20 protein-coding genes are annotated in these 21,191 nt (G+C 50.7%); 12 read left to right on the forward strand and 8 right to left on the reverse strand.

Going from position 1 to position 21,191, the window contains the following annotated elements:
- The coding region (locus tag AB7038_RS00005; protein WP_369452541.1) for a hypothetical protein at positions 1–506 on the reverse strand (506 nt) is incomplete at its 3' end.
- Between the two features lie 134 nt (positions 507–640).
- Positions 641–1,114: a hypothetical protein gene (locus tag AB7038_RS00010; RefSeq protein WP_369452542.1), complete on the reverse strand. Its 474-nt coding sequence runs from the start codon at positions 1,112–1,114 to the stop codon at positions 641–643.
- Positions 1,115–1,258: 144 nt separating this feature from the next.
- Here AB7038_RS00010 and AB7038_RS00015 point away from each other — a divergent pair, with 144 nt between their 5' ends.
- On the forward strand, positions 1,259–1,522 hold the full coding sequence (locus tag AB7038_RS00015; RefSeq protein ID WP_349466838.1) for a VF530 family protein: 264 nt from the start codon (positions 1,259–1,261) through the stop codon (positions 1,520–1,522).
- 55 nt (positions 1,523–1,577) lie between these two features.
- Here the strand turns inward: AB7038_RS00015 and AB7038_RS00020 are convergent, their stop codons facing one another.
- Both AB7038_RS00020 and AB7038_RS00025 read right to left on the reverse strand, forming a co-directional pair.
- Positions 1,578–2,948 carry a rhodanese-like domain-containing protein gene (locus AB7038_RS00020; protein WP_369452543.1) on the reverse strand — a complete coding sequence of 457 codons (1,371 nt, stop codon included), beginning with the start codon at positions 2,946–2,948 and terminating at the stop codon, positions 1,578–1,580.
- An 8-nt stretch (positions 2,949–2,956) separates the two neighbouring features.
- Positions 2,957–3,949: a YeeE/YedE family protein gene (locus tag AB7038_RS00025; protein WP_369452544.1), complete on the reverse strand. Its 993-nt coding sequence runs from the start codon at positions 3,947–3,949 to the stop codon at positions 2,957–2,959.
- Positions 3,950–4,123: 174 nt separating this feature from the next.
- On the opposite strand from AB7038_RS00025, the gene AB7038_RS00030 reads away from it, so the two are divergent.
- Positions 4,124–4,654: a hypothetical protein gene (locus tag AB7038_RS00030; RefSeq protein WP_369452545.1), complete on the forward strand. Its 531-nt coding sequence runs from the start codon at positions 4,124–4,126 to the stop codon at positions 4,652–4,654.
- On the opposite strand, the gene AB7038_RS00035 is transcribed toward AB7038_RS00030, so the two are convergent.
- The gene (locus AB7038_RS00035) at positions 4,655–5,806 is read right to left on the reverse strand and encodes an ROK family protein (protein WP_369452546.1); all 1,152 of its coding nucleotides are present in this window, start codon (positions 5,804–5,806) and stop codon (positions 4,655–4,657) included.
- Between the two features lie 332 nt (positions 5,807–6,138).
- On the opposite strand from AB7038_RS00035, the gene AB7038_RS00040 reads away from it, so the two are divergent.
- The 10 genes from AB7038_RS00040 (at position 6,139) to AB7038_RS00085 (ending at position 17,974) form a co-directional block, all read left to right on the forward strand.
- On the forward strand, positions 6,139–7,629 hold the full coding sequence (locus AB7038_RS00040) for a sodium:solute symporter family protein (protein WP_368888361.1): 1,491 nt from the start codon (positions 6,139–6,141) through the stop codon (positions 7,627–7,629).
- A 1-nt stretch (position 7,630) separates the two neighbouring features.
- A complete protein-coding gene (locus tag AB7038_RS00045) occupies positions 7,631–8,899 on the forward strand; it encodes an AGE family epimerase/isomerase (protein ID WP_368888360.1) in 1,269 nt (422 codons plus the stop codon).
- On the forward strand, positions 8,896–10,179 hold the full coding sequence (locus AB7038_RS00050; RefSeq protein ID WP_369452547.1) for a hypothetical protein: 1,284 nt from the start codon (positions 8,896–8,898) through the stop codon (positions 10,177–10,179). The genes AB7038_RS00045 and AB7038_RS00050 overlap by 4 nt, the downstream gene beginning before the upstream one ends.
- The gene (locus AB7038_RS00055; protein ID WP_369452548.1) at positions 10,172–10,948 is read left to right on the forward strand and encodes a glucosamine-6-phosphate deaminase; all 777 of its coding nucleotides are present in this window, start codon (positions 10,172–10,174) and stop codon (positions 10,946–10,948) included. The genes AB7038_RS00050 and AB7038_RS00055 overlap by 8 nt, the downstream gene beginning before the upstream one ends.
- Positions 10,942–12,096, forward strand: coding sequence for an N-acetylglucosamine-6-phosphate deacetylase (locus AB7038_RS00060; protein WP_369452549.1), 1,155 nt, complete (start codon positions 10,942–10,944; stop codon positions 12,094–12,096). The genes AB7038_RS00055 and AB7038_RS00060 overlap by 7 nt, the downstream gene beginning before the upstream one ends.
- Positions 12,096–12,875: a sugar isomerase domain-containing protein gene (locus AB7038_RS00065; protein ID WP_369452550.1), complete on the forward strand. Its 780-nt coding sequence runs from the start codon at positions 12,096–12,098 to the stop codon at positions 12,873–12,875. Before AB7038_RS00060 ends, AB7038_RS00065 begins: the two co-directional genes overlap by 1 nt.
- 307 nt (positions 12,876–13,182) lie before the next feature.
- Complete coding sequence (locus AB7038_RS00070) at positions 13,183–15,330, forward strand: TonB-dependent receptor plug domain-containing protein (RefSeq protein ID WP_368888355.1); 2,148 nt, start codon at positions 13,183–13,185, stop codon at positions 15,328–15,330.
- A 9-nt stretch (positions 15,331–15,339) separates the two neighbouring features.
- The gene (locus AB7038_RS00075; RefSeq protein WP_369452551.1) at positions 15,340–16,251 is read left to right on the forward strand and encodes an ABC transporter substrate-binding protein; all 912 of its coding nucleotides are present in this window, start codon (positions 15,340–15,342) and stop codon (positions 16,249–16,251) included.
- Positions 16,248–17,231, forward strand: coding sequence for a FecCD family ABC transporter permease (locus AB7038_RS00080; protein WP_247709289.1), 984 nt, complete (start codon positions 16,248–16,250; stop codon positions 17,229–17,231). The genes AB7038_RS00075 and AB7038_RS00080 overlap by 4 nt, the downstream gene beginning before the upstream one ends.
- Positions 17,228–17,974 carry an ABC transporter ATP-binding protein gene (locus tag AB7038_RS00085; RefSeq protein ID WP_369452552.1) on the forward strand — a complete coding sequence of 249 codons (747 nt, stop codon included), beginning with the start codon at positions 17,228–17,230 and terminating at the stop codon, positions 17,972–17,974. The genes AB7038_RS00080 and AB7038_RS00085 overlap by 4 nt, the downstream gene beginning before the upstream one ends.
- 42 nt (positions 17,975–18,016) lie before the next feature.
- Here AB7038_RS00085 and AB7038_RS00090 read toward each other — a convergent pair whose 3' ends face one another.
- The 3 genes from AB7038_RS00090 to yegD form a co-directional block, all read right to left on the reverse strand.
- On the reverse strand, positions 18,017–19,117 hold the full coding sequence (locus tag AB7038_RS00090; protein ID WP_369452751.1) for an alkene reductase: 1,101 nt from the start codon (positions 19,115–19,117) through the stop codon (positions 18,017–18,019).
- 75 nt (positions 19,118–19,192) lie between these two features.
- The gene (locus AB7038_RS00095) at positions 19,193–19,789 is read right to left on the reverse strand and encodes a TetR/AcrR family transcriptional regulator (protein WP_108657069.1); all 597 of its coding nucleotides are present in this window, start codon (positions 19,787–19,789) and stop codon (positions 19,193–19,195) included.
- 37 nt (positions 19,790–19,826) lie between these two features.
- Positions 19,827–21,179 carry a molecular chaperone gene (gene yegD / locus AB7038_RS00100; protein WP_369452553.1) on the reverse strand — a complete coding sequence of 451 codons (1,353 nt, stop codon included), beginning with the start codon at positions 21,177–21,179 and terminating at the stop codon, positions 19,827–19,829.
- Positions 21,180–21,191: the final 12 nt, after the last annotated feature.

Here is a 21,191-nt window from a genome sequence, read left to right on the forward strand (position 1 = left end):
GGATTACCACCAAACGAATCAGAAAACCAATACCGGAAAAACTCTAAAACCGTGGCCAATTTTAGTTGACCACTACAAGCTATAAGCCCTGGTATCCCCGAAGGTAATGGATTTTTTCTTTCTTTTCCTATTGCTGATGTTGTAAGAAAAACTAGCTTAACTACCTTGCCAGGGTTATTAATCTTAAGCCTGTTCAACGTATCGATTGCGGCTAGCACATCTGATGAATTTAGTGTTACCGTTCCTGACTCACGAGTATCTTTCACTTGGGTGGCTTTTAAAACTTCATGGAGTGAATCTGGTTCACGGAGAATCTCGGCAAAATCCTCTGCTACCTCTATGTATAATTCATCATTGGGGCCCAACTCAAGCCACGCGGCGGCCGAAGCGTGGAGTTGATAAATATAACCGCGAAGTGATGCTGTAGCTTGCCTGCTCACATCTTGCGGTGGAACATTCCAAAATGAAGACGGGTTTCCAAAGTTTAAAATAGAGTTAGTAGTCATAGATATGGCTCTGGAATATATGAATTATTTAATATCACGTTCGTGATCAACCTAGTCAACTCCTCAAGTGAAGTTCCTGCAGATATTTACTTCTAAATTAACAAGGAATCCCATAGCTAACATCAATATTTGTGTCATCTTTGGTGTGTTATCCCCTCATCCGGTGACAGTCTGCAATTACTGAGTTGCTGCATAAACCCGCTGTCAAAAGGATCACCTTCAGATACCGATGCAGTACCATATTTCTTTGTGAAATCTTCTTGTGTATTTGCGTTTTTATAACGGAGTTCTACTTCTGAATATAGTATACGCCCGCTATCAGTAACCGGTGGTTCAGTGACCGACATCTGATGTGTGACGTAATCACCTGAAGTCATACCATGAATTGTCATGATGCCACCTTTAACCGTAATGGTGGTTTTTGTCATTACAGTCGGAAAAACATGTTTATTTTTCTGCTCAATTGCCAATTGATTAAATGACTGGCTTATCCTGCATGTATAGACGCCGTCAAACTCACGGATCCTCTGAGGCTGCTTTGACAAATTGTCCGGTTTGCATCCTGTGATCAGCACACATGAGAGCACAAAAATAAAACTGATTTTCATTATAAGATCCCCTTTGTTACAGCGTTCCATCTGCCCCGCTCTCTTTTCAGCGTCGCCCGCTGACGTCTGCCGGATGTAGAATTGTCATGTACCGGAGTTTACGGTATTCTTCCCGGCTCAGGCAAAATAACAGGATATTTATTGATGACAGCCCACAAATCCAATGACCCGTTGCATGGCGTTACTCTCGAAATGCAGGTTAATGCATTGGTTGAAAAATATGGCTGGGTAAAACTGAGTCAGTTAATCCGGATTAACTGCTTTAAAAATGATCCAAGTGTGAAATCAAGTCTGAAGTTTCTCCGCCGTACTCCCTGGGCCCGTACCGAGGTTGAGAACTTATATCTTGATTCGCTGGATGATACGGATAAAAAAACAGACAGCATCTGGCCGGAAGGCCCATGGTAAATAACCAATAATACCGGCTTCCGTTATTTCCGCGGAAACCGGTATTTCAGTTAAATCAGCTTTTGCAGGATTGTCCCGGTTTTTTGATGATTTCACCATAATCATTCAGTGCTGCCGGTTTTTGGCTCTGAATATTATTTAATACCGGTAATGTCGGATCCATCTGCCAGGCATTCCAGCCGCCGTCATAAATCCGGCTGTTTTCCCAGCCCGCCAGTTGTGTCATAAACCAGGAAACACTTGCCCGCCAGCCGGTGCCGCAGTAAAACGCCACCTGATCGGTTGGTTCAATACCCTGCGTTTTCCATAAGGCAAAAATCTCTTCCGGATTACGTAATGTGCCGTCCGGATCATAGTAATCGGACATATCATTCGAATTTTTGCCGCCGAATCCCCATATTGCCCCGGCCGGTTCACCCTTGCGCGGAATGTAGTCATAACCGGAAATTTTGCCGGTATATTCATCCCATGTCCGGTTGCTGATAAGTTTAAGACCGGATTTCTGGCCTTGTATAGCTTCCGCCGGCATGGCAATTGTAACCTGCGGGTTAACCGGAATTTCCGCACCGAAATCTGCAACCGGTACCGGTATATTCAGAGTGGTTTCGGTTGGTAATTCCGCATCCATCCAGACATTTAAACCGCCGTTCAGGAAACGGACATCCTCAACACCCGCCCATTTCAGTGCCCATAATACCCGCAATGCCGCCATCTGATTTTCAGAATATACAACCACCGGGGTATCTTTGCGGATACCGTTTTTCAGCAGGTTATTTTTGATAACGTCCGGCTCGGATAAATTCCAGACTGGTCCGTTTTCTATCCAGTCGGTATTAAAATGGAATGCCCCTTTAATATGGGTCGAATAAGATTTTGACTGTTCCGCGTCACCCCATGACACTTCAAATATTACCGGTTTCTGATCATGAATATAACTTTCCGGTTTTTCACCGTTCAGTGCAGCCTGAACCCAGGCGGGAGAAACACTCAGAAAATAATTCGGGTATTTATCCATCAGCAGATCAGAATTACTGTATTGGATAAACGATTTAAATGCCCTGACCTGAAAACCTTTGGCAGCAAATTCAGCAGTAATGCGTTCCAGTGAATCCGGGTCACTGTCGTAAAATACCAGGGTCTTTTCTTTGGTAATCCCCTTTTCTCCGACAAAAGCATCGAATTTATTCTCATCGATAAAGTCCAGCCAGCCGGTGGTAAACTGCATTGCACCTTTAATATGGCCGCCACGGGTCGCACCTTTATCTTTAAAGCCGAAATATAAACTGTCCGGCCGGGTATCAATAATAATGTATTCCGGGTTGTTCAGGTTCTCCGATAGTTCTTCAATGTCGATCTCTTTTACCACGGTCTGGTCGCAACCGGACAGTAATAACGGTATCAGAAAAAAGAGTGATTTTATTTTCATATATGATCCTATAAACGACATTGTCCTGCACGGAAGAAATAACTGGTCACCCAGACACCAGCCATAATCATGAATGTGGAAATCCATCCCTGCCAGGAAAAATAAGCGGTTGCCACAAGGGAATTTGTGACGGTACAGCCGCCAGCCAGTGTTGCCCCTGCTCCCATCACAATCCCGCCGGCCAGGCGTTTGACCACCGTAATACCATCAGGCGGAAGTGTTAATCTGAATTCTTTGCGGATAATCGCACTTATCATTGAACCGGCGAAAATACCGATAACAAATAAGGTTCCCCAGTTAAAATAACGCTGCTGCCCGGTGATCAGATACTGAATAACATTACCGGAGGGAACGGCAACGCCATAGCCGAAATTACGTCCGGCTTCAGCGCTGAAAACCCAGGCAATAATCCCGAGAATACCGATCAGAAGACCGGTAATATTCAGTGGCAGATAATTAAACCGGCCCTGTGACAGCGGTGTATAACGGGGGTGATAATGCTGATAAATCAGTAATCCGGCGGTGAGAATAATTAAAAATGCGACCAGAAACCACGGAGAAATATCCAGCGTTTTATAAATCGTATCCGGTTGTGCGGGATGCTGTAATAAAGGTTCAAACCAATGTTTCAGGCTGCCTTTCTGAGCGGCGGCCATGGTGACAACAAAGGCAAATAAGGCAATCCAGGTGCCGGTTAATCCTTCACCGGAACGGAACCATGCGCCGCTGCCGCAGCAACCGGCCAGCACCATACCTGCACCAAATAAAAGGCCACCGGCGAGTGTCGCGGTGATTGGCAGATTTCCTTCCGGTATGTGTAATAATCCGGCAGATTCCAGGGCAAAGAAACCAACGGACTGAATAGTGACTGCAATCAGCAGTGCGGTGAGAAAACGGGTATTTCGCTGGTAAAGAATATTTCTGAATCCGGAAACAAAACAGAATTGACCTGACTGGAGCAACCCACCGAACAGGATGCCGATAAATAAACCACTGACCATAAAGAAACCCCGGGGAATAAACAACTGCGTATATCTGTGAATTTTACCCGCCCATTATTCGCCGTTATGTCGAAAAATCAAGTTAAGGATAGTTAACCTCTTATCAGATATATCTGCTGTCCCGGCGATGAACACTCTCTTACTCTGTCCGGACTTAAAATGATAAGGAACACCATGAAAAAACTAACGTTATTATTGATGTTATTCTCCGCCATTGCCTCTGCCCGCAGCGGAGGACACGGCGGTTATCGTTATGAACCTGAAACTATTTTTATATGCAGATTATCACCCTTTACGGATATGTATATTGAAGCAGGTATTACGGAAGCGCTGGCACGAAAAAATACATCTCACCGTTGTCAGATGTCACAGGGTGACGGCAGTATTTTCTGCCGGGAAGATGAGGCAAAGTGTTCAGCAAGTAAATTAATTACCAAGGAGAACGAAATACGCAGCGCCGTTGTTCTTTATGCGGAAAACTGGCAGCGGGGAAACTACCTTGAGGTCAGTGAAGATATTCCGGATTTATCCCGCTCAGATTTTGACGGCACGCTTTCTTCGGCGATTATTCCGCCGGGCTGGCAGGTTCGTTTTTATGAAGGTGAAAATTTCACCGGTGAATCTCATACTGAGATGAGCGGAAAAAAGAGCGTGCTGAATTATGGTAAAAAAATCCGCTCTGTTCAGATTATTTCCAGACGCTGATCAACTCTCCTGACAGCAATATTCCGCCACCAGCGCATCAAAGAACGGTGATAATGCACCGTTCATTTCGTTCATATACGATTTATGGTTGATAGTGAATGTGACATTCTGCTCAAAATAATCCGGGACATGCTGACTGAACCCGGTGGTGATTTCACGGAATAATGTCTCATTGTGAGTGAACGGGCCGGAGAAAATAATGACATCCGGGAACAGAATAAAATAGATATTTGCCAGCACCCGTCCCCAGATATCCGCCGCCGTTTTCAGGCACGGAATAACGGTAATATCTGCATGCTGTAATGTTTTTGCCGCTGCCCGCTCATTGCTTAAATCGCCGGGCAGCGCTTCACTCAGTACGCCGCGCAGTGCGGACAGCGAAAACATCTGCTCAATCGTCTGCGAATTGCCGAACGTGAGCTGCCCGAGTTCGCCGAACAGCCCCTGCTGGTTGGCATTTATCTGCTGTTTTGAATAACTTGCCGCGCCAATCCCTTCCCCCCAGTGGACATACAGAACACGCCGGGCGGACAGTTCATGATTTTCAAGGACAAAGGCATTCAGCTCCGCCTGTAAGTTTTTCACCAGACAGACCGGAATGGAGAACTCCGTGGCCAGCTGCGATAAATCCATATGGCGGGCTTTCGGCCAGCGGTTGGTGTAGAGCCAGTGGCAATGTTCCGCGTCCATAACCCCCGGCAGCGAAATAATAATCCCCTGTACACGGGTATCCGCCCGGCAGTTTTGCAGCAGACGGCTGATCAGTATCCGGAAGCAGTTCAGGAGTGTATCACTGTCAGCATTATCATCGTGAACAGGCTGATGCACACCGGCGAGAACCACACCCCGGATATCCACCAGCGACGCGGTAATATTGCGGGCATCAATGCAGATAAAAATAGCAGTCAGTAACCGGAAATCCGGAATAATGCCGACTTCCGGGCGTCCCGGTCCGGGCTGGTGATTAATGGTGTCCTCAGCAATAATGCCGCTCTGGATCATTTCACCGATCAACTGCGTCACTGTAGCCGGGCGCAGTTTGTTGGTGATCGCGAGCCCTTTACGGGTGATCACCGCCTGCGTTTTGTATCCGTCCAGAATTTGCCGGAACAGATGCTGTTTGCGTTCTGACGAAAGAGACGGTTTCACCATAATGATCTGTTTTCCGGTTCAGTGAGTGAGGAACAGACTGATTTTCAGCTGTTTACCTGATAAGTCAATAGCGGGTTATGTGATTATCCTATATGTATCACACATTATCTGCCGGATAAATCACCATTGGTGCCCTGCCGTTTGTTGTTGAATTGTGAGTCAGATCGAATTAATAACATACAGTGGAATTAATTATATTTACAGCATGTGTAATTAATGTACAGTCAGGATCAGCAGTTCTCTGCTGCCGATTATCCATTTTATGTCAGTACCCGCAATCCCCCGTTTTACTGTAGATGTTGATGACAAAATAATTATAAGGAATCAATAAGATGCAAACGCCGGACTGGATAACACTCTCACTTTTCTTCATTATCATGATAGGTATCGGCTTAAATGCTTACCGTCGTGTTAAAGGTACTAATGATTTTTATGTCGCGGGCGGTGGTTTGCCCTGGTGGCTGGCCGGGATTTCTCATCATGTGTCCGGGTATTCCGGCGTGGTGTTTACCGGTTATGCCGCCCTTGCCTATGCGACCGGGTTTAACCTGTATGTCTGGTGGGCGCTGAACGTGACTATCGCCTGTCTGCTCGGCGCGTGGCTGATTGTTCCCCGCTGGGCACGGCTGCGTGATGCGTTGCAGATTCAGTCACCGACCGAATACCTGAAAATCCGTTACGATATTAAAACCCAGCAGGTGATCGCCTGGCTGGGCGTTCTGCTGAAACTGCTGGATACCGCCGGGAAATACGCGGCGATCGGCGTGCTGTTCTATGGCTTTACCGGTATTCCGATCATTTACGGTGTGCTGATTTCCGGCGTGGTGGCGATGATTTATGTCACCGTCGGCGGGCTGTGGGCCGATACTATGAATGACTTTTTCCAGTTCCTGGTCGGGGTTGCTGCGGGGATCATTATGTTCTTCGTGGTGCAGTCTCACCTGGGGGATATCGGCACCAACTATCTGGATATGTGGGACAGATTACCCGCCGGTAACAGTGACTGGTTTAATGGCCAGTACAGCCCGCTGTTCTTTGCCAGCTTCGCATTTGTCTGTTTTCTCAGTTATAACGGCGGTACCTGGAACCTCGCATCCCGCTTTATCGCCTCACCGGACGGTAAACAGGCACGCCGCGCGATGATCCTGTCCGCATCTCTCTATCTGGTCTGGCCGCTGATTCTGTTTGCACCGATGTGGGCGGCTCCGCTGCTGATCCCTGATGTACCGCACGGCGAACAGACACAAATCTATTCCATGCTGACACTGAAATATCTGCCGGCCGGGTTTGTCGGGGTGATCCTCGCTTCGATGTTTGCCGCCACATTGTCGATGGTGGCCTCTGATGCCAACGCCATCAGCTCCGTGCTGTCGCGGGATATCCTGCCGCTGATCTCGAAAAAAGTGAAAAGAGCCAACGGTGAAACCCCGCTGTGGATGGCGCGTACCGTCACCTTCACCTTTACTCTCTGCACTATTGTCCTGGCACTGAATCAGGAGCATTTCGGCGGCATCATCGGGCTGATTGTGGTGTGGTTCGGCGGATTAATCGGACCGGCGTCTATTCCGATGGTTCTGGGTCTGCTGCCGTTCTATAAGCACTGCGGTCCGAAGATTGCCATTACCTCCATGCTGATTGGTCTGGCGGTCTTTGCCGGCACCAAACTGTTTGTTACCGCACCGTCAATGGCGTTATCTGTCGGCGGCCCTGTTTTCTGCTCTCTGGTGTTCTTTACCCTGGCGGCCATTGTGGCACGCAAAAATCCGGTAAAACCGGAAGTGGATGCCCTGATGCACAAACTGAGCCGTGACGGAGGTAACTGATATGGGATTAACCGCACAACAGAAAGCACAATGCCGCGCCTTATGGCAGCAGGAGCTGGAACAGAACATCCTGCCGTTCTGGCTGCGGGCGCTTGATACGGAGTCCGGCGGCGTGTTTACCTGCTTCAGTAATGACGGCGGCACCCTGCTGAGTAAGAACAAATTTACCTGGTCTCAGGGACGCTTTCTGTGGAATGAGAGCCGTCAGGCGGCGCTCATCCGCAGCGGGTTGTGTCAGGGGGATTCCGCCCCCCTGCTGGCACACGCAAAACAGACCGCGGATTTTCTGCTGAATCATGCTTTCCTCGATAATGGCCATTGCGCTTTCTTACTGGATCGCCATGGCAACAAGCTGGAAATGAATCCGGGCGAGGGATATGACACCTCGTTTTACGCGGATTGCTTTGTGGTGATTGGCCTGTGTGAATATGCCTTTGTCTCCGGAGAAAGCGGGTATTTTGAGCATGCACTGGCGCTGTATGACAATGTCAGTCAGCGGCTGGCATCCGGCCGGGTGCGGAGTGAACCGTATCCCGCTCCGCCGGGGTTTGAACCCTATGCCTATGAAATGATTATGCTGGGAACGGTAACGGAACTGCTGCGTTATGCTCTCCGCTATCAGCACCCGGCGCTTTCCGGGCTGACAATCCGGACACGGCAAAGTCTCGGGCGGATTTTTACTGAGTTTCACGATCCGGAAACCCTGATCCCGCTGGAGATGAAGGTTGTTCCTGAGCACCGCGATACCCTGCTCGGCCGTCATAAAACACCGGGGCACACGCTGGAAAATATGTGGTTCTGCTTCCATGCCGCGCAACTGCTTGGTGAGACAGAAACGTATCTGCCCGCCATTGCGAAAATTACCTCACTGATGTGGCACATGGGCTGGGATGATCAATACGGCGGACTGTTCCGTTATACCCTGGCAGACGGCTCTCCGCCTGCCGGGCGGTTATCCGGCAGTGATCCGTATGAAACCCTGATAGCGGACACCTGGAGCAGTAAAATCTGGTGGGTGCATTCAGAAGCGCTGTATACCCTGCTGCTGATGGCGGAACAGAATGACGATCCGCAATTTTTCAGCCTCTATCAGCAGACGGCAGACTATGTACTGAACACCTTCCCGAATCGTGAACAGGGGGAATGGACACAAATCCGTGACCGTGAAGGCGTGCCGCTGAACAAGGTTGTTGCGCTGCCGGTGAAAGATCCGTTCCATATCATGCGCAATCTGCAACTGATTGTCTCACTGTGCGGGCAGCCGTCATGATCCTCGGCGTCAGTAAAACCGATATCACACCGTCACTGCCGGTGAAATTGGGCGGATTTGCGTTCCGGAATCAGCCGTGCACACAGATTGGCATGCCGCTGTATGCACGCTGCTTTATCTGGAACCGGCAGTACGCCGTTGTCTGTCTTGAACTGCTGTTTGCCGGGGATAATCTTGACCGTCAGATCCGCACAGCGCTGGCAGACATCCCGGAACTGGCCGGGCTGGATCTGATCCTGACCGCCACCCACAGTCATTGTGCACCGCAGACAGCGGATAACCACTCGCCGCAATTGGGTGAATGCGATACGCAATACACGGCATTTATCACACAACAGGTTATTACCGGTTTACAGACAGCGCTCGCCGCCGGGAAACCGGTGACAGCACAGGTTGCGGTGTCAGACTGCCCTCTGGCAGTTCACCGACGGCTGATGGTGAACGGTGAAATCATCATGGCACCGAACCCGGATGAACCGGCGGATACCACCGCCACACTGGTGCGGTTTACGGATGCGGATCAGAATGTCTGCGCAGTGCTGGTGCATAACCAGTGCCACCCGACCATTACCGGCGACAATATTCTCTCCGGTGAATATCCGGGAGTGGTTTGTGATGAAATTGAAACGGCCTTCCCGGGGGCAGTCTGTCTGCTGTTACAGGGATTCTGCGGTGATCTGCGCCCTGACCTGAGCCGTGACGGGCAGTTTTACCGCGCGGATTATGCACAGATGGAAATCTGCGGAAAACAGCTGACCGCCCTTTTTCTCGATGCGCTGGAACAACCTGATTTGCCGCATCTTCCGCTGACCATCCCGCCGTATTTCCGGCAGCGTCAGGTTTCACTGCCCTTACAGCCTGTGATGAATAACGAACAACTGATTCAGTTCCGTGATGAACATGCGCCGGACACGATTGAACATGAATGGGCGGTTTACAAACTGGAACAGACAGAACGCGGAATTTCTCTGCGTGCTGAACAAACCATCACCCTGACCTGCCTGCACCTTTCACCACAGCTGAAACTGCTGACCGTCAGTGCGGAAGTTGTGAATCACTACCAGCAATTATTACGCGCCAAAGGGCAATACTTCCTGGGGATCGGCTACAGCAACGGCATGGCCGGTTACCTGCCGTCAGCCCGCCAGATTGCCGAAGGCGGCTATGAGCCGCACGGTTCAGCATACTACTTTTATCTTGATGCCCCGTTTGCACCACAGGCGGAGCACCTTTTTACAGAGGCGTTATTCCGCCTGTCAGAGGAACATAATAATGACTGATTCTCTTGTCACTGCCGGTCAGAAAGATCTGCTGCACTATGCTGTTTATGCAAACCGTGATGCGATGGGACGCGCGGCAGCTGAAAAAGCCCGCGATATTATTGTTCAGTGTCAGGCATCACAGCCGGAAGTCCGTATTATTTTTGCCTCTGCTCCGTCTCAGAATGAATTTTTGCAGCATCTGCAAACATTCCCGGAAATCGACTGGTCAAAAGTCACTGCATTTCATATGGATGAATATATCGGCTTGCCACCCGGCGCACCGCAGGCCTTCAGCCACTATATTCAGGAACATCTGTTTGATGCGGTGAAACCGGCTGCCGCACACTTTATCCGGGCGCATGCCACGGACAGTGAAGCCGAATGCCGCCGCTATGCCGGGCTGCTTTCCGCTGCACCGGTGGATCTGGTGTGTCTGGGGGTTGGTGAAAACGGGCACATTGCTTTTAATGACCCGTGGGTGGCGGATTTCAGTGACAGCGCGGTTGTCAAACGGGTGCAACTGGATGAACAGTGCCGTCAGCAACAGGTTAATGACGGCTGTTTTGCGCGGACTGATGATGTCCCGATGTATGCCCTGACTCTGACAATTTCTGCGCTGGTCAGCGCCCGTCATATGGTGTGTGTGGTGCCGGCCGCCACCAAACGGCAGGCTGTCACCCGGATGATCCGGGATCCGATCAGTGAAGATCTGCCGGCCACCATTCTGCGCCGCCATAACAGTGCATTTCTTTATCTGGATACCGATTCAGGAGCGGATTTATGCTGACACAAATCTGCGGTAAAACCCTGAACGGAAAGCCGGTCACCATCACAACAGACAATGGTGTTATTACCACTATTGAGCCGCTGAATACCGATGCGCCGGAAAATCTGCCGTATGTCGCCGCCGGACTGGTGGATTTACAGGTCAACGGCTATGCGGGAACCGATTACAACACCCTGCCGCTGCACCGGGATGATGTCCGCCACAGTTACGAAAAACTGTATCAGAAAGGCGTAACCAGCCTGTGCCCGACCGTTATCACCAACAGTGATGAGGCAATTTATCAACTGATGTCTGATTTTGCGGCCTTTTGTGCCGCCGATCCCCGTATCCGTGCCTCAACGGCGGGGATTCATCTGGAAGGTCCGTTTATTTCACCGGTCAGCGGGCCGCGCGGTGCGCACGATAAAGCCTGTGTGCAGCATTGTGATCGTGAAAAAGTTCGCCGCTGGCACAGCGTATCTCAGGGATTGCTGCGGATCCTGACACTTTCACCTGAACAGGAAGACGGACTGGCCGACACCATCCGCTTTTGTACTGAGAATAATATCCGGGTCTCCATCGGCCATACTGCAGCCACACCGGAGCAAATCCGCCGTGCCTCAGAACTGGGCGCGACCATGTCCACTCACCTCGGTAACGGCTGTGAATTACAGATGCACCGTCATCACAACCCCATCTGGGCACAACTGGCTGAAGACAGCTTATGGAGCGGCATTATTACCGATGGTTTTCATCTGCCGCCGTCATTGATCAAAGTGATTTTGCGCGCCAAACAGGACAAAATTCTGCTGACCAGCGATACCACCGCATTCGGCGGTATGACTCCGGGCCGTTATCACACCCATATCGGTGGTGATGTGGTACTGACAGAGCAAGGCCGTCTGCATCTGGCTGCGAATGAGGAACTGCTGGCCGGTTCGGCGCAGTCAGCCCTTGAATGCATCAGCTTTCTGATCCGCAGCGGGCTGAGTGACGCAGAACAGGCCTGGCATTACGCCGCCGAAAATCCGGCTGTATTCCTCGGGCTGACAGACAGAGGCACACTCGCCGCCGGAAAACGGGCGGATATCGTGTTACTGGATATACAGGGCAGCACATTGCAGGTGCTGGAAACCTATCTTCACGGGGAGGCGGTTTACCGCGCATAATGATGATGAATACAACAACTGATCCGCTGGCGTTATCCGCTGAGTATCTCGGCAAAATCACCACGCATCTGCACACGGTGCTGGACAGTAACCGGGAAACGCTGCCCCGGGCCGCTGCCCTGCTCGCAGAACAAATAGTCCGCGATAACCTGATCCACGTGGCGGCCTCCGGCGGGCATTCCAATCTCGGCCCTCAGGAGGTTTTTTTCCGCGCCGGGGGATTGATGCACATTAACCCGATCCTGGATGAAGGAACGCTGCTGACAAACGGTGCGCTGCGTTCAATGGCGGTTGAGCGGCTGCCGGGATTCGGCAGAATTGTAATGAATAACAACCCGGTACAGGCCGGAGAAGTGATGGTGCTTATCAATGCTTACGGTATTAATGCCTCAGTCATTGATATTGCCCTTGAAGCGAAAAAGCGCGGAGTGACGGTGATAGCAGTAACGTCGGTTGCCCACGCCGGGGAAACACCGGCAGATCACCCCGCGCGCCATCCTTCGGGACAAAATCTGTGTAATATCGCCGACCTGGTACTGGATTCTCATGTGCAGGTCGGTGATGCGGTGATGCAAATTCCGGGGATAACCCAACAGGTGGCAGCCATGTCCACCTTTGCCAATGCATTTCTGCTCAATGCCCTGATAACCGAAACCGTCAATCTTCTGGCGCAACAGGGAATTGAACCGCCAATCTGGAAAAGCGGCAACGCCACCGGCGGTGATGACTGGAATCAGCAATTTATTGAGCGTTTCCGGCACCGCATTCGCTTATTGTGATCATCTCCGGCGGTATCGTTCCGGTGCCGCTGATTTTTTAACAACGCAGCATATTTTCAACATCTGCTCACCTTTCTTATTATCTCCCTGCGTGATTGTAACGGTTTGTTTTCAATTATCTTGACCACTTTCCCGTTTCAGACGATTAGTCATATTTTTTAGTGACTTAGCCTTCCCTGTTTTCTTAAGATGAAAACGGATCGCATTAACACTTGATGTTATTTATTTCAGAAAAATTGTTTCAGGGAAATCCACCGGTAATAGCCGGTGTTTTGGTCAGGCATTATATAAAAATGAGTTTTTAACAATGAAAATAAACAGCAGGAAACTGGCACTGGTTTCACTGATCCTGTCATATTCACAATTTTCCGCCGGAGCGGAAAATACCGTAAAACAGGATCCGGACAGTGACACATTAATCGTCACCGCGTCAGGGCGTGAAGAACAACAGCGAAAATCCACCGTCACCACCCAGGTTATCGACAGCGACCAGATTGAACGCTCACGGGCGGAAAGTCTGACCGAATTACTGGCACAGAACAGTGTCGGCTTTTTCAGTGAATGGAGTCCCGGGCAGACATCCATTAATATCCGCGGTGCCGCAACGGATGGTCAGGGAAAAGATTTTGCCGGACAGGTGCTGGTATTAGTTAACGGCCGCCGTGCGGGAACCGCGAACTTATCCAAATTATCACCGAAAGATGTCAGCCGGATTGAAGTTATCCGGGGCCCTTCTTCGGTTATTTACGGCTCTCAGGCGATGGGCGGTGTGATTAATATTTTCCTGAAAAACGGATTAACCGACGAAGGCGGCAAAATTTCAGCGGAAACAGGATCCTGGGGACTGGCGCAGACTTACGGCGGCTATGGTTTCCAGAATGATGACGGCGATATTTACGGCTATGTCGGGTTTGAAGCCGGACGCCGTGATGATTACCATTCCGGGAAAGGCGGCCACAAACAGGAAAATACCAACTGGGAACGTTTTGGTTTAAGCGGTAATTTAGGCTGGCAGATCAACGAAAGTAACCTGCTCGATGTCTCTTTGCGGACTGACGGTATTTATGACGGCGGTTTCCGGGGGTCAACCGGGAATATTTACGCCAAAGATACCCGTTATAACCGCTCAGCGGATGTGGTCTGGAAAAACGGCACCGATGACAGTATTTTCAGAATGAACAGCCACGCCTATTTTGTGCAGGACGTGGATAATTTCCGCTGGGCATCACCGTTAACCGCAAAAACCCGCAGTGATCATAACCGTCGTCAGCTGGATATTTACGGCGTGAAATTCCAGCCGGTGATTAAACTCCATGAGCAGAATGATCTGTTATTAGGGGTGGATTATGAATACAGCCGTCTGCGTTCAGAACGTAATCAGGTCAGTGTCAGCGGCAACCCGCTGAAACAATCCGCGCCGTATGATAATAACCAGACTGAAAACCAGTATGCCGTTTATTTCGATGACCGGCAGAGTTTATTTGATGACAGCTGGATAATCCGCGGCGGGATGCGTTATACCTACGGGAAAACCAATTTCGATAAAACACCGAACCTGGATAATCAGTTCACCGGCAGCGCGTCATATAATCAGTTAACCTGGAGTCTCGGTACCAACTATCAGGTCAATGACTGGCTGAATCTGAAATCTTCCGTCGCCACCGGTTACCGTGCGCCGACCGCCACACAACTGGGCGCGGATTATATTACGCTGTCCGGCACGCAATATCTGGGCAACAGTTCACTGAAAGCAGAAAGTAACCGTCAGTTTGAAGTGGGTGCGACACTCGGTGACTCTTTGAACTCCATCGATATTGCCCTCTTTCAGAATACGATTCAGAACAGAATACAGACCAACGTTCTGGCACCGAATGTCTACCAGTACGCCAACAGCGACGATGATATTGTGGTGCGCGGTCTGGAAATTAACAGCCGTGCCACCGTTAACCGTGTATTTGACTGGCAGACAGACTGGGATTGGGTCATGCGTTTAAACGGCAGCTGGAATTTCGATATGGAAGATAAAGGCGCCAAAATAACCGCAACCAATAACAGTAATAAAGTTCAGCGCATGTATCAGTATCAGGCGGCGTTTATTAACGAGCTCTATTTTACCAATGCCCGTTATCCGTGGAGTCTTCAGTTACAGGGAATTCTGCGCGGGCCGATGTGGTATAAAACAGAGGAAGGTATTATCCCGGATGTCCGCCCTTATTCCTCTTATGTGATGCGCAAAGCACCGTTTATGGTCTGGAACCTTCAGGCAGATGTGGATATCAGCCAGTCACTGACGCTGTACGGACGGATAGACAATATTCTGGATAAAAACGAGCATCCGGTCTTTTTTGCCCTGGATGAAGACCCGTATATTATGCTGCCGTCGAAATCGAACGGTAGTCTCGGAACCTCTATGCCGGGCCGGTCATTTATTGCCGGTGTAACATACCGTTTTTAACCGGCAATAATGAAAGTCCTGATTATAATTATCACTCTGAGCATGGCCCTGTGCCATGCTCTGCCTGCTTTCAGTATGATGGCGCAATTATCTGCGCCGGTCACACTGAACGAAAAACCGCAGCGCATTGTGACTATCTTTTCATCAAATACCGAAATTGTGGCGCTCCTCGGACTGGCTGACAATATCGCCGGTATTGATGCCTATACCTATTTCCCGGATGAAATCAAAAATAAACCGTTAATCGGCGGCCGCCTCGGGTTTTCCCTTGAGCGGATCATTGAACAGAAACCGGATCTGGTAATTATGACCCCTGCCCGCCAGGCTACGCATCAGTTATTAACACCGCTGCGCAAATTCGGCATTCCTGTGCTGGTGCTGGAGGGAAACAGTATTGAGGAAATTATTCATAATATCCGTCTGGTGGCACAGGTCACCAAAACAACGGAAAAAGGCGAACAGGTGGCGGCGGAAATGGAACAGCGGCTGCATACTGTTCAGCAAAAATCCGCCGGTTACCGCGCACCAAGGGTCATTATGATCACCGGTCAGGTCAGTAACGGGTTATTACTGGTTGCCAGGCCGCAGGCGTATAAAAAAACACCGGGATATACCGCCGATTCCATTTTAAAAGCGGGCGGAACGCTGGCGCTGGAGGAATATAAGCAGGCCGGACCGGCGCTGAAACAGGTATCCCCGGAAGCAATTATCGCCGCCGATCCGGATATTATTTTGTACACCATTTCCGGAGACAAAATCCGGGATTTACTGACACTTCCCGGCTGGTCACAAATGAAAGCGGTAAAAAACAACGATATTTATCCGGTCAAAAGTGCCTATGTGCTTATTCCCGGCCCGCGGATTATTGACGGTATTGAATATATGTCTGATATCTTTGAGCAATGGAGCCTGAGACAGTGAAAATAGTCAGTCTGTTACTCATTCTCTTCGCCGCATTTATTTTCTCCGCCTGTGCGGGACATACATGGGAGAGTCCGCTGAAAGTGGTAAGCGCCCTGTTTTACAGTGATGACTTAACATCCCGCTTATTAACCGAATGGCGTTTACCGCGTGTGATTACCGCCGGATTTACCGGTGCATTACTGGGATTAAGCGGCGCCATTTTTCAGGGGGTATTCCGCAACCCGCTGGCAGAGCCGTGGTTATTAGGATCCTCCGGCGGTGCGGCGATCGGCGGAACAGTGGCATTATTAGTCCCGCTCGGCTTACCGCTGGCGGTATCGCTGCCGCTATTTGCTTTCAGCGGGGCATTGGCGGCGATATTTATTGTGTTATCCGTCTCGCGGATTGCCGGATCACTGGATACCGCCACGCTGTTATTAACCGGGGTGGCTGTCAGTGCGGTGTTAAATGCCGCCCGTTCATTTATGATGATGGCATTATCCGATGAAAGTACCAGCCTTCAGGTGGTATTAAGCTGGATTCTGGGCGGAATACAAACCCCGTCCGGAGAAGGTCTGATTATCAGCCTGATGTTAACCCTGACTGCCGTTCTGTTATCCGTTTATCTGTTATCTGACGGGCTGGATTTAATGGGACTGGACAGAACAATGGCCATGAGTTTCGGTTTATCCGTTGAACGGTTTACCGTGCTGGCCTTAATTGCCGGATCCGCCATTGTGGCGATTGCCGTTTCACTCGGCGGTGTTGTTGGTTTTATCGGGCTGATTGCCCCGCATATTGCCCGCTGGCAGACCGGTGCCCGCCATAAATATGTTCTGCCCGCCTCCGCTGTTATTGGTGCGGCACTGGTGATGTTCTCCGATGCATTATCGCGCAGCCTGCTGCCGCCGGGGGAAATACCGCTCGGACTGATCACCGCCTTTATCGGCGGCCCTTTCTTTATTTATCTGCTGGCGAAACGGGTGAGAAAATCATGATAACAGTGAATAACCTGAACGTCCGTAAACAGGATAAAACAATACTGTCTGTTGATTCCCTGCATTTACCCGCCAGAGGCAGCATTGCGCTTATCGGCCCGAACGGTTCCGGTAAATCCACGCTGATAAAAGCATTATCCGGGCTGACCCCGGAGGTATTCAGTGCCGTGACACTGGACGGGAAAAATATCAGCCGTTATAAAGGCGCTGCGCGGATGCGGAAAATCGGTCTTATCCCGCAGAGTTTTAATCCCTGCTGGGATCAGCGGACAGATGAATTAATTTCGCTGGCCGCAGAGCGGGCAGCTGACCCGAAAGCCGCAAAAGCATCTGCCTGCCGGAAATATGAATTACAGCCGTTACTGGATAAACACTGGCATATATTATCAGGCGGAGAAAAAAGCCGGGTGCTGACCGCAATGGCACTGATGTGTGATCCGCCGGTGATACTTGCTGATGAACCGGGTGCAGCACTGGATATAAAACACCGGATGCAGCTGATTGAGGATTTAACGGCACAGGGAAAAGAAAAACTGGTGGTAGTATGTCTGCACGAACTGGATATGGTATTCCGCTATTTTGAATCGGTTATTGTGTTATCACAGGGGCAATTACGCTATTTCGGTTCATCTGCGGCACTGCTGGAATCCTCTTTATTAAATGCGGTCTTTGATGTGGAGTTCCGCAAAATAGAGATGGATGGCTACAGCACGGTGTATGCACACACGATTATCCGCCCGTAAAAATAACCCGGCGGCTGTTTTCTGCCGCCGGGTTAATGTCTGTTATGACATAAACGGATAATCGGTATACCCTTCGGCACCACCGCCGTAGAAGGATTCCGGACGCTGCGGGTTCAGCGGCACTTTTTTCGCCAGACGTGCCGCCAGATCCGGATTGGCGATGTAATCGCGACCAAATGCCACTGCATCAATCAGCCCTTTTTCAATCAGATCTTCGGCTTTTTCCGGAGTATAGGCACCGGCACCGATGATCACGCCACGGAACAGAGAACGAACCTTACAACGGAAATCTTCGCTGTACGGCTTACCGCCTGCCCAGTCCGGCTCAGACATATGCAGATACGCGATATTACGTTTATTCAGTTCTTCAATCAGATACAGAGCATCCGCTTCTTCATCCGGGCCGTTGCTCATATTCTGGAATGAACCGATTGGTGATACACGGATCCCTATGTGTTCCGGTCCCCACTCTGCACAGACGGCATCCACTACTTCCAGCACCAGACGGGCGCGGTTTTCACGGCTGCCGCCGTACTGATCGGTGCGGTGGTTGGCATCCGGCGATAAAAACTGGTGCAGCAGATAACCATGAGCAGAATGCAGTTCTGCCATATCAAATCCGGCCTCCCGTGCATTAGCTACCGCCTGACGGAAATCATTCACAATCCCCGGGATTTCACTGGTTTCCAGTGCGCGCGGCATGGAGGTATCGACACGGATAGCGTGACCATTCTCATCACGCAGTGAGGTACGGGTTCCGGCACTGATAGCAGACGGTGCTACCGGAGCCTGTTGTCCCGGCTGGATACTGTTATGAGAAATCCGCCCCGTATGCCACAGCTGGACAGCAATGTGGCCGCCTGCGTCATGCACACCGGCTGTGATTTTTTTCCAGGCCGCAATCTGTTCCGGACTGTGCAGCCCCGGCGCACCGGCATAGCCTTTGGCCTGTGCCGAAATCTGAGTGGCTTCCGAAATAATCAGCCCGGCCCCGGCGCGCTGACGGTAATATTCCCCCATCAGCGGGGTCGGGATATCACCGGGTTCGATACTGCGCAGCCGGGTCAGCGGTGCCATAAAGACGCGGTTCGGTGCGGTAAAGGCGCCCACTTTCAGCGGGGTAAACAGTTTTTTCTGTGACAATGGTTGTTGTGACATAGTAACTCCGGATTAGACCAGTCGACTAGTTTTCAGATAAATAAAAACGCCCGGGGAAAATTACTCAGGCGCGGTAATCAGTGTTTCAACGTGCGCCAGTGCACTTTCCAGCGGCGCGGTACTGCGGGAAATTTTTGCCTGCAAATTTGCCCCCAGCCATAACGAATAAAAGACCTGTGCGGCGTGCTGCGCATCGCCCTGAAACGTCAGCGAATTTTCTTTTCTTCCGTTTTCCAGGGTTTGCGCCAGCAGTGCGATCACTTTACTGACGCCCTTATCCATCGCGGCATTCATATCTTCCGATAAATCACACACTTCGGCGGATAATTTGACCGTCAGACAGCCCTGAATACGGCTGTGCTGACAGGCATTTTTCAGAATATCGCCGTAATACGCGAGAAAGCGATCACGGTAATTCCCCGGGCCGTGCTCAAAATGACCGGTCAGTCGCTCCAGGTAATCTTCGTAATAGCGTTCCAGCAGGGCTACGCCGAATAATTCCTTGGAGCGGAAGTAGTGATAAAACGATCCCTTCGGCACCCCTGCCGTTTTCAGCAGTTCACTCAGCCCCATGCCGGTAAAGCCGCGCTGAAGACACAGGCGTTCGCCGGTGGCCAGAAGATGTTCGCGGGTATCATGTTCATTGTGTTTGTTCATGATGACACTCTAATAGACCGACCGGTCTGTTGCAAGTTTATTTAAAACAAATTTCGCCCCAGCGTGCCAGACCGGCAGTTACTGAGCCGAAATCGTTTCCTCTGACCACCGGAATTCCCGGCAACTGAGCTTCAATCGCGCGGCATAACACTGGTGAACGGCCTGAACCGCCGGTGATAAAGATAGCATCCGGTGTCGCGCCGCCCTGCTGTACTGCATCATTAACCAGGGAAATCATTTTATCTTTCGGGGATGAAATCGATTCTTCCATCTCCGCCGCGCTGATGTCTGTTTCCAGCGTTTCACTGAGCAGGCGGATTGCCGCACGGTACTCCGGTGAGGCAGAAAGCGCGATTTTTGCCTCTTCCGCACGACGGACAATGCTGTAACCCAGACTCTGGTTATATACTTCCAGCAGACGCAGCAGTTTTTCCGGCTCTGCCGCATCCCGCTTCAGCTGCTGTAACAGTGTGAGATTCTGGCGGGAATAGAACTCTTTCTGTGCTTCCACATTATTAATGGCGATCGGGTTCCAGAATTGCATCAGCGGCATTTCGATACCGGAAGCCGCGCGGCTGTTCATCCCGAACAGCGGCATCAGTTGTTTAAAGGCCAGATAGATATCAAGGTCGTTTCCGCCGACCCGCTGTCCGCTGTGTGCCAGCAGGCTGTCAGTGCGATCAGCCTGTCCCCGGTAACCCGGTCCCATGCGGATCAGCGAGCAGTCGGTAGTACCGCCACCGATATCCACCACCAGCACCGTCTGATCCGTATTCAGAACCGATTCATATTCCAGTCCGGCCGCCACCGGTTCAAACTGAAAAGTAATCTGCTGAAAACCGGCACGTTTTGCCGCCCGCAGAAGAATCGCCTCTGCCTGCTGATTGGCTGCTTCACCACCCAGGCCGTGGAAGTTAACCGGTCTGCCGATCACCGTTTCGGTGATGGTTTCCTGTGTTGAACGCTCAGCCTGAGATTTGATATTCGCCATCATGGCGCAGACCAGATCCTCAAAGAAGCTGACTTGCACATCGTGCAGACCGGAAGCACCGAGAAAGGATTTCGGGGATTTGACGTAATACACGTCACGCGGATCATTAAGATAGAGTTCCAGCGCGGCCTGGCCGAACAGAATATCCTCCGGCACCAGTTCAATACTTTCTTCGCGGTTAAAAGCGATAGAGCGGCGTAATAACTGTTCACCGGTATTATCCGACGGCAGAATATCGCGGTGACGGAATAAGTGTTCGGAAACGGATTCGCGTGTCGGCGCACACAGGGTGGACGGAATATAGACATTATCCCCCTCCAGCGGTAATAACACCGGGGTGCCCTCTTTCATCACTGCCACTGAGCAGTTGGATGTTCCGTAATCAAAACCAATAAACATAATGCCTCCGCT

Source organism: Morganella morganii (assembly GCF_041099235.1).
Taxonomy (GTDB): Bacteria; Pseudomonadota; Gammaproteobacteria; order Enterobacterales; family Enterobacteriaceae; genus Morganella; species Morganella morganii_E.

What these genes read in the sequence shown, in the direction of transcription:
- yegD (WP_369452553.1), bottom strand. Translation starts at nt 21,179, where the DNA reads ATGTTTATTGGTTTTGATTACGGAACATCCAACTGCTCAGTGGCAGTG.
- AB7038_RS00085 (WP_369452552.1), top strand. Translation starts at nt 17,228, where the DNA reads ATGATAACAGTGAATAACCTGAACGTCCGTAAACAGGATAAAACAATA.
- AB7038_RS00010 (WP_369452542.1), bottom strand. Translation starts at nt 1,114, where the DNA reads ATGAAAATCAGTTTTATTTTTGTGCTCTCATGTGTGCTGATCACAGGA.
- AB7038_RS00060 (WP_369452549.1), top strand. Translation starts at nt 10,942, where the DNA reads ATGCTGACACAAATCTGCGGTAAAACCCTGAACGGAAAGCCGGTCACC.
- AB7038_RS00075 (WP_369452551.1), top strand. Translation starts at nt 15,340, where the DNA reads ATGAAAGTCCTGATTATAATTATCACTCTGAGCATGGCCCTGTGCCAT.
- AB7038_RS00070 (WP_368888355.1), top strand. Translation starts at nt 13,183, where the DNA reads ATGAAAATAAACAGCAGGAAACTGGCACTGGTTTCACTGATCCTGTCA.
- AB7038_RS00030 (WP_369452545.1), top strand. Translation starts at nt 4,124, where the DNA reads ATGAAAAAACTAACGTTATTATTGATGTTATTCTCCGCCATTGCCTCT.
- AB7038_RS00095 (WP_108657069.1), bottom strand. Translation starts at nt 19,789, where the DNA reads ATGAACAAACACAATGAACATGATACCCGCGAACATCTTCTGGCCACC.
- AB7038_RS00050 (WP_369452547.1), top strand. Translation starts at nt 8,896, where the DNA reads ATGATCCTCGGCGTCAGTAAAACCGATATCACACCGTCACTGCCGGTG.
- AB7038_RS00065 (WP_369452550.1), top strand. Translation starts at nt 12,096, where the DNA reads ATGATGATGAATACAACAACTGATCCGCTGGCGTTATCCGCTGAGTAT.
- AB7038_RS00045 (WP_368888360.1), top strand. Translation starts at nt 7,631, where the DNA reads ATGGGATTAACCGCACAACAGAAAGCACAATGCCGCGCCTTATGGCAG.
- AB7038_RS00040 (WP_368888361.1), top strand. Translation starts at nt 6,139, where the DNA reads ATGCAAACGCCGGACTGGATAACACTCTCACTTTTCTTCATTATCATG.
- AB7038_RS00020 (WP_369452543.1), bottom strand. Translation starts at nt 2,948, where the DNA reads ATGAAAATAAAATCACTCTTTTTTCTGATACCGTTATTACTGTCCGGT.
- AB7038_RS00035 (WP_369452546.1), bottom strand. Translation starts at nt 5,806, where the DNA reads ATGGTGAAACCGTCTCTTTCGTCAGAACGCAAACAGCATCTGTTCCGG.
- AB7038_RS00055 (WP_369452548.1), top strand. Translation starts at nt 10,172, where the DNA reads ATGACTGATTCTCTTGTCACTGCCGGTCAGAAAGATCTGCTGCACTAT.
- AB7038_RS00025 (WP_369452544.1), bottom strand. Translation starts at nt 3,949, where the DNA reads ATGGTCAGTGGTTTATTTATCGGCATCCTGTTCGGTGGGTTGCTCCAG.
- AB7038_RS00015 (WP_349466838.1), top strand. Translation starts at nt 1,259, where the DNA reads ATGACAGCCCACAAATCCAATGACCCGTTGCATGGCGTTACTCTCGAA.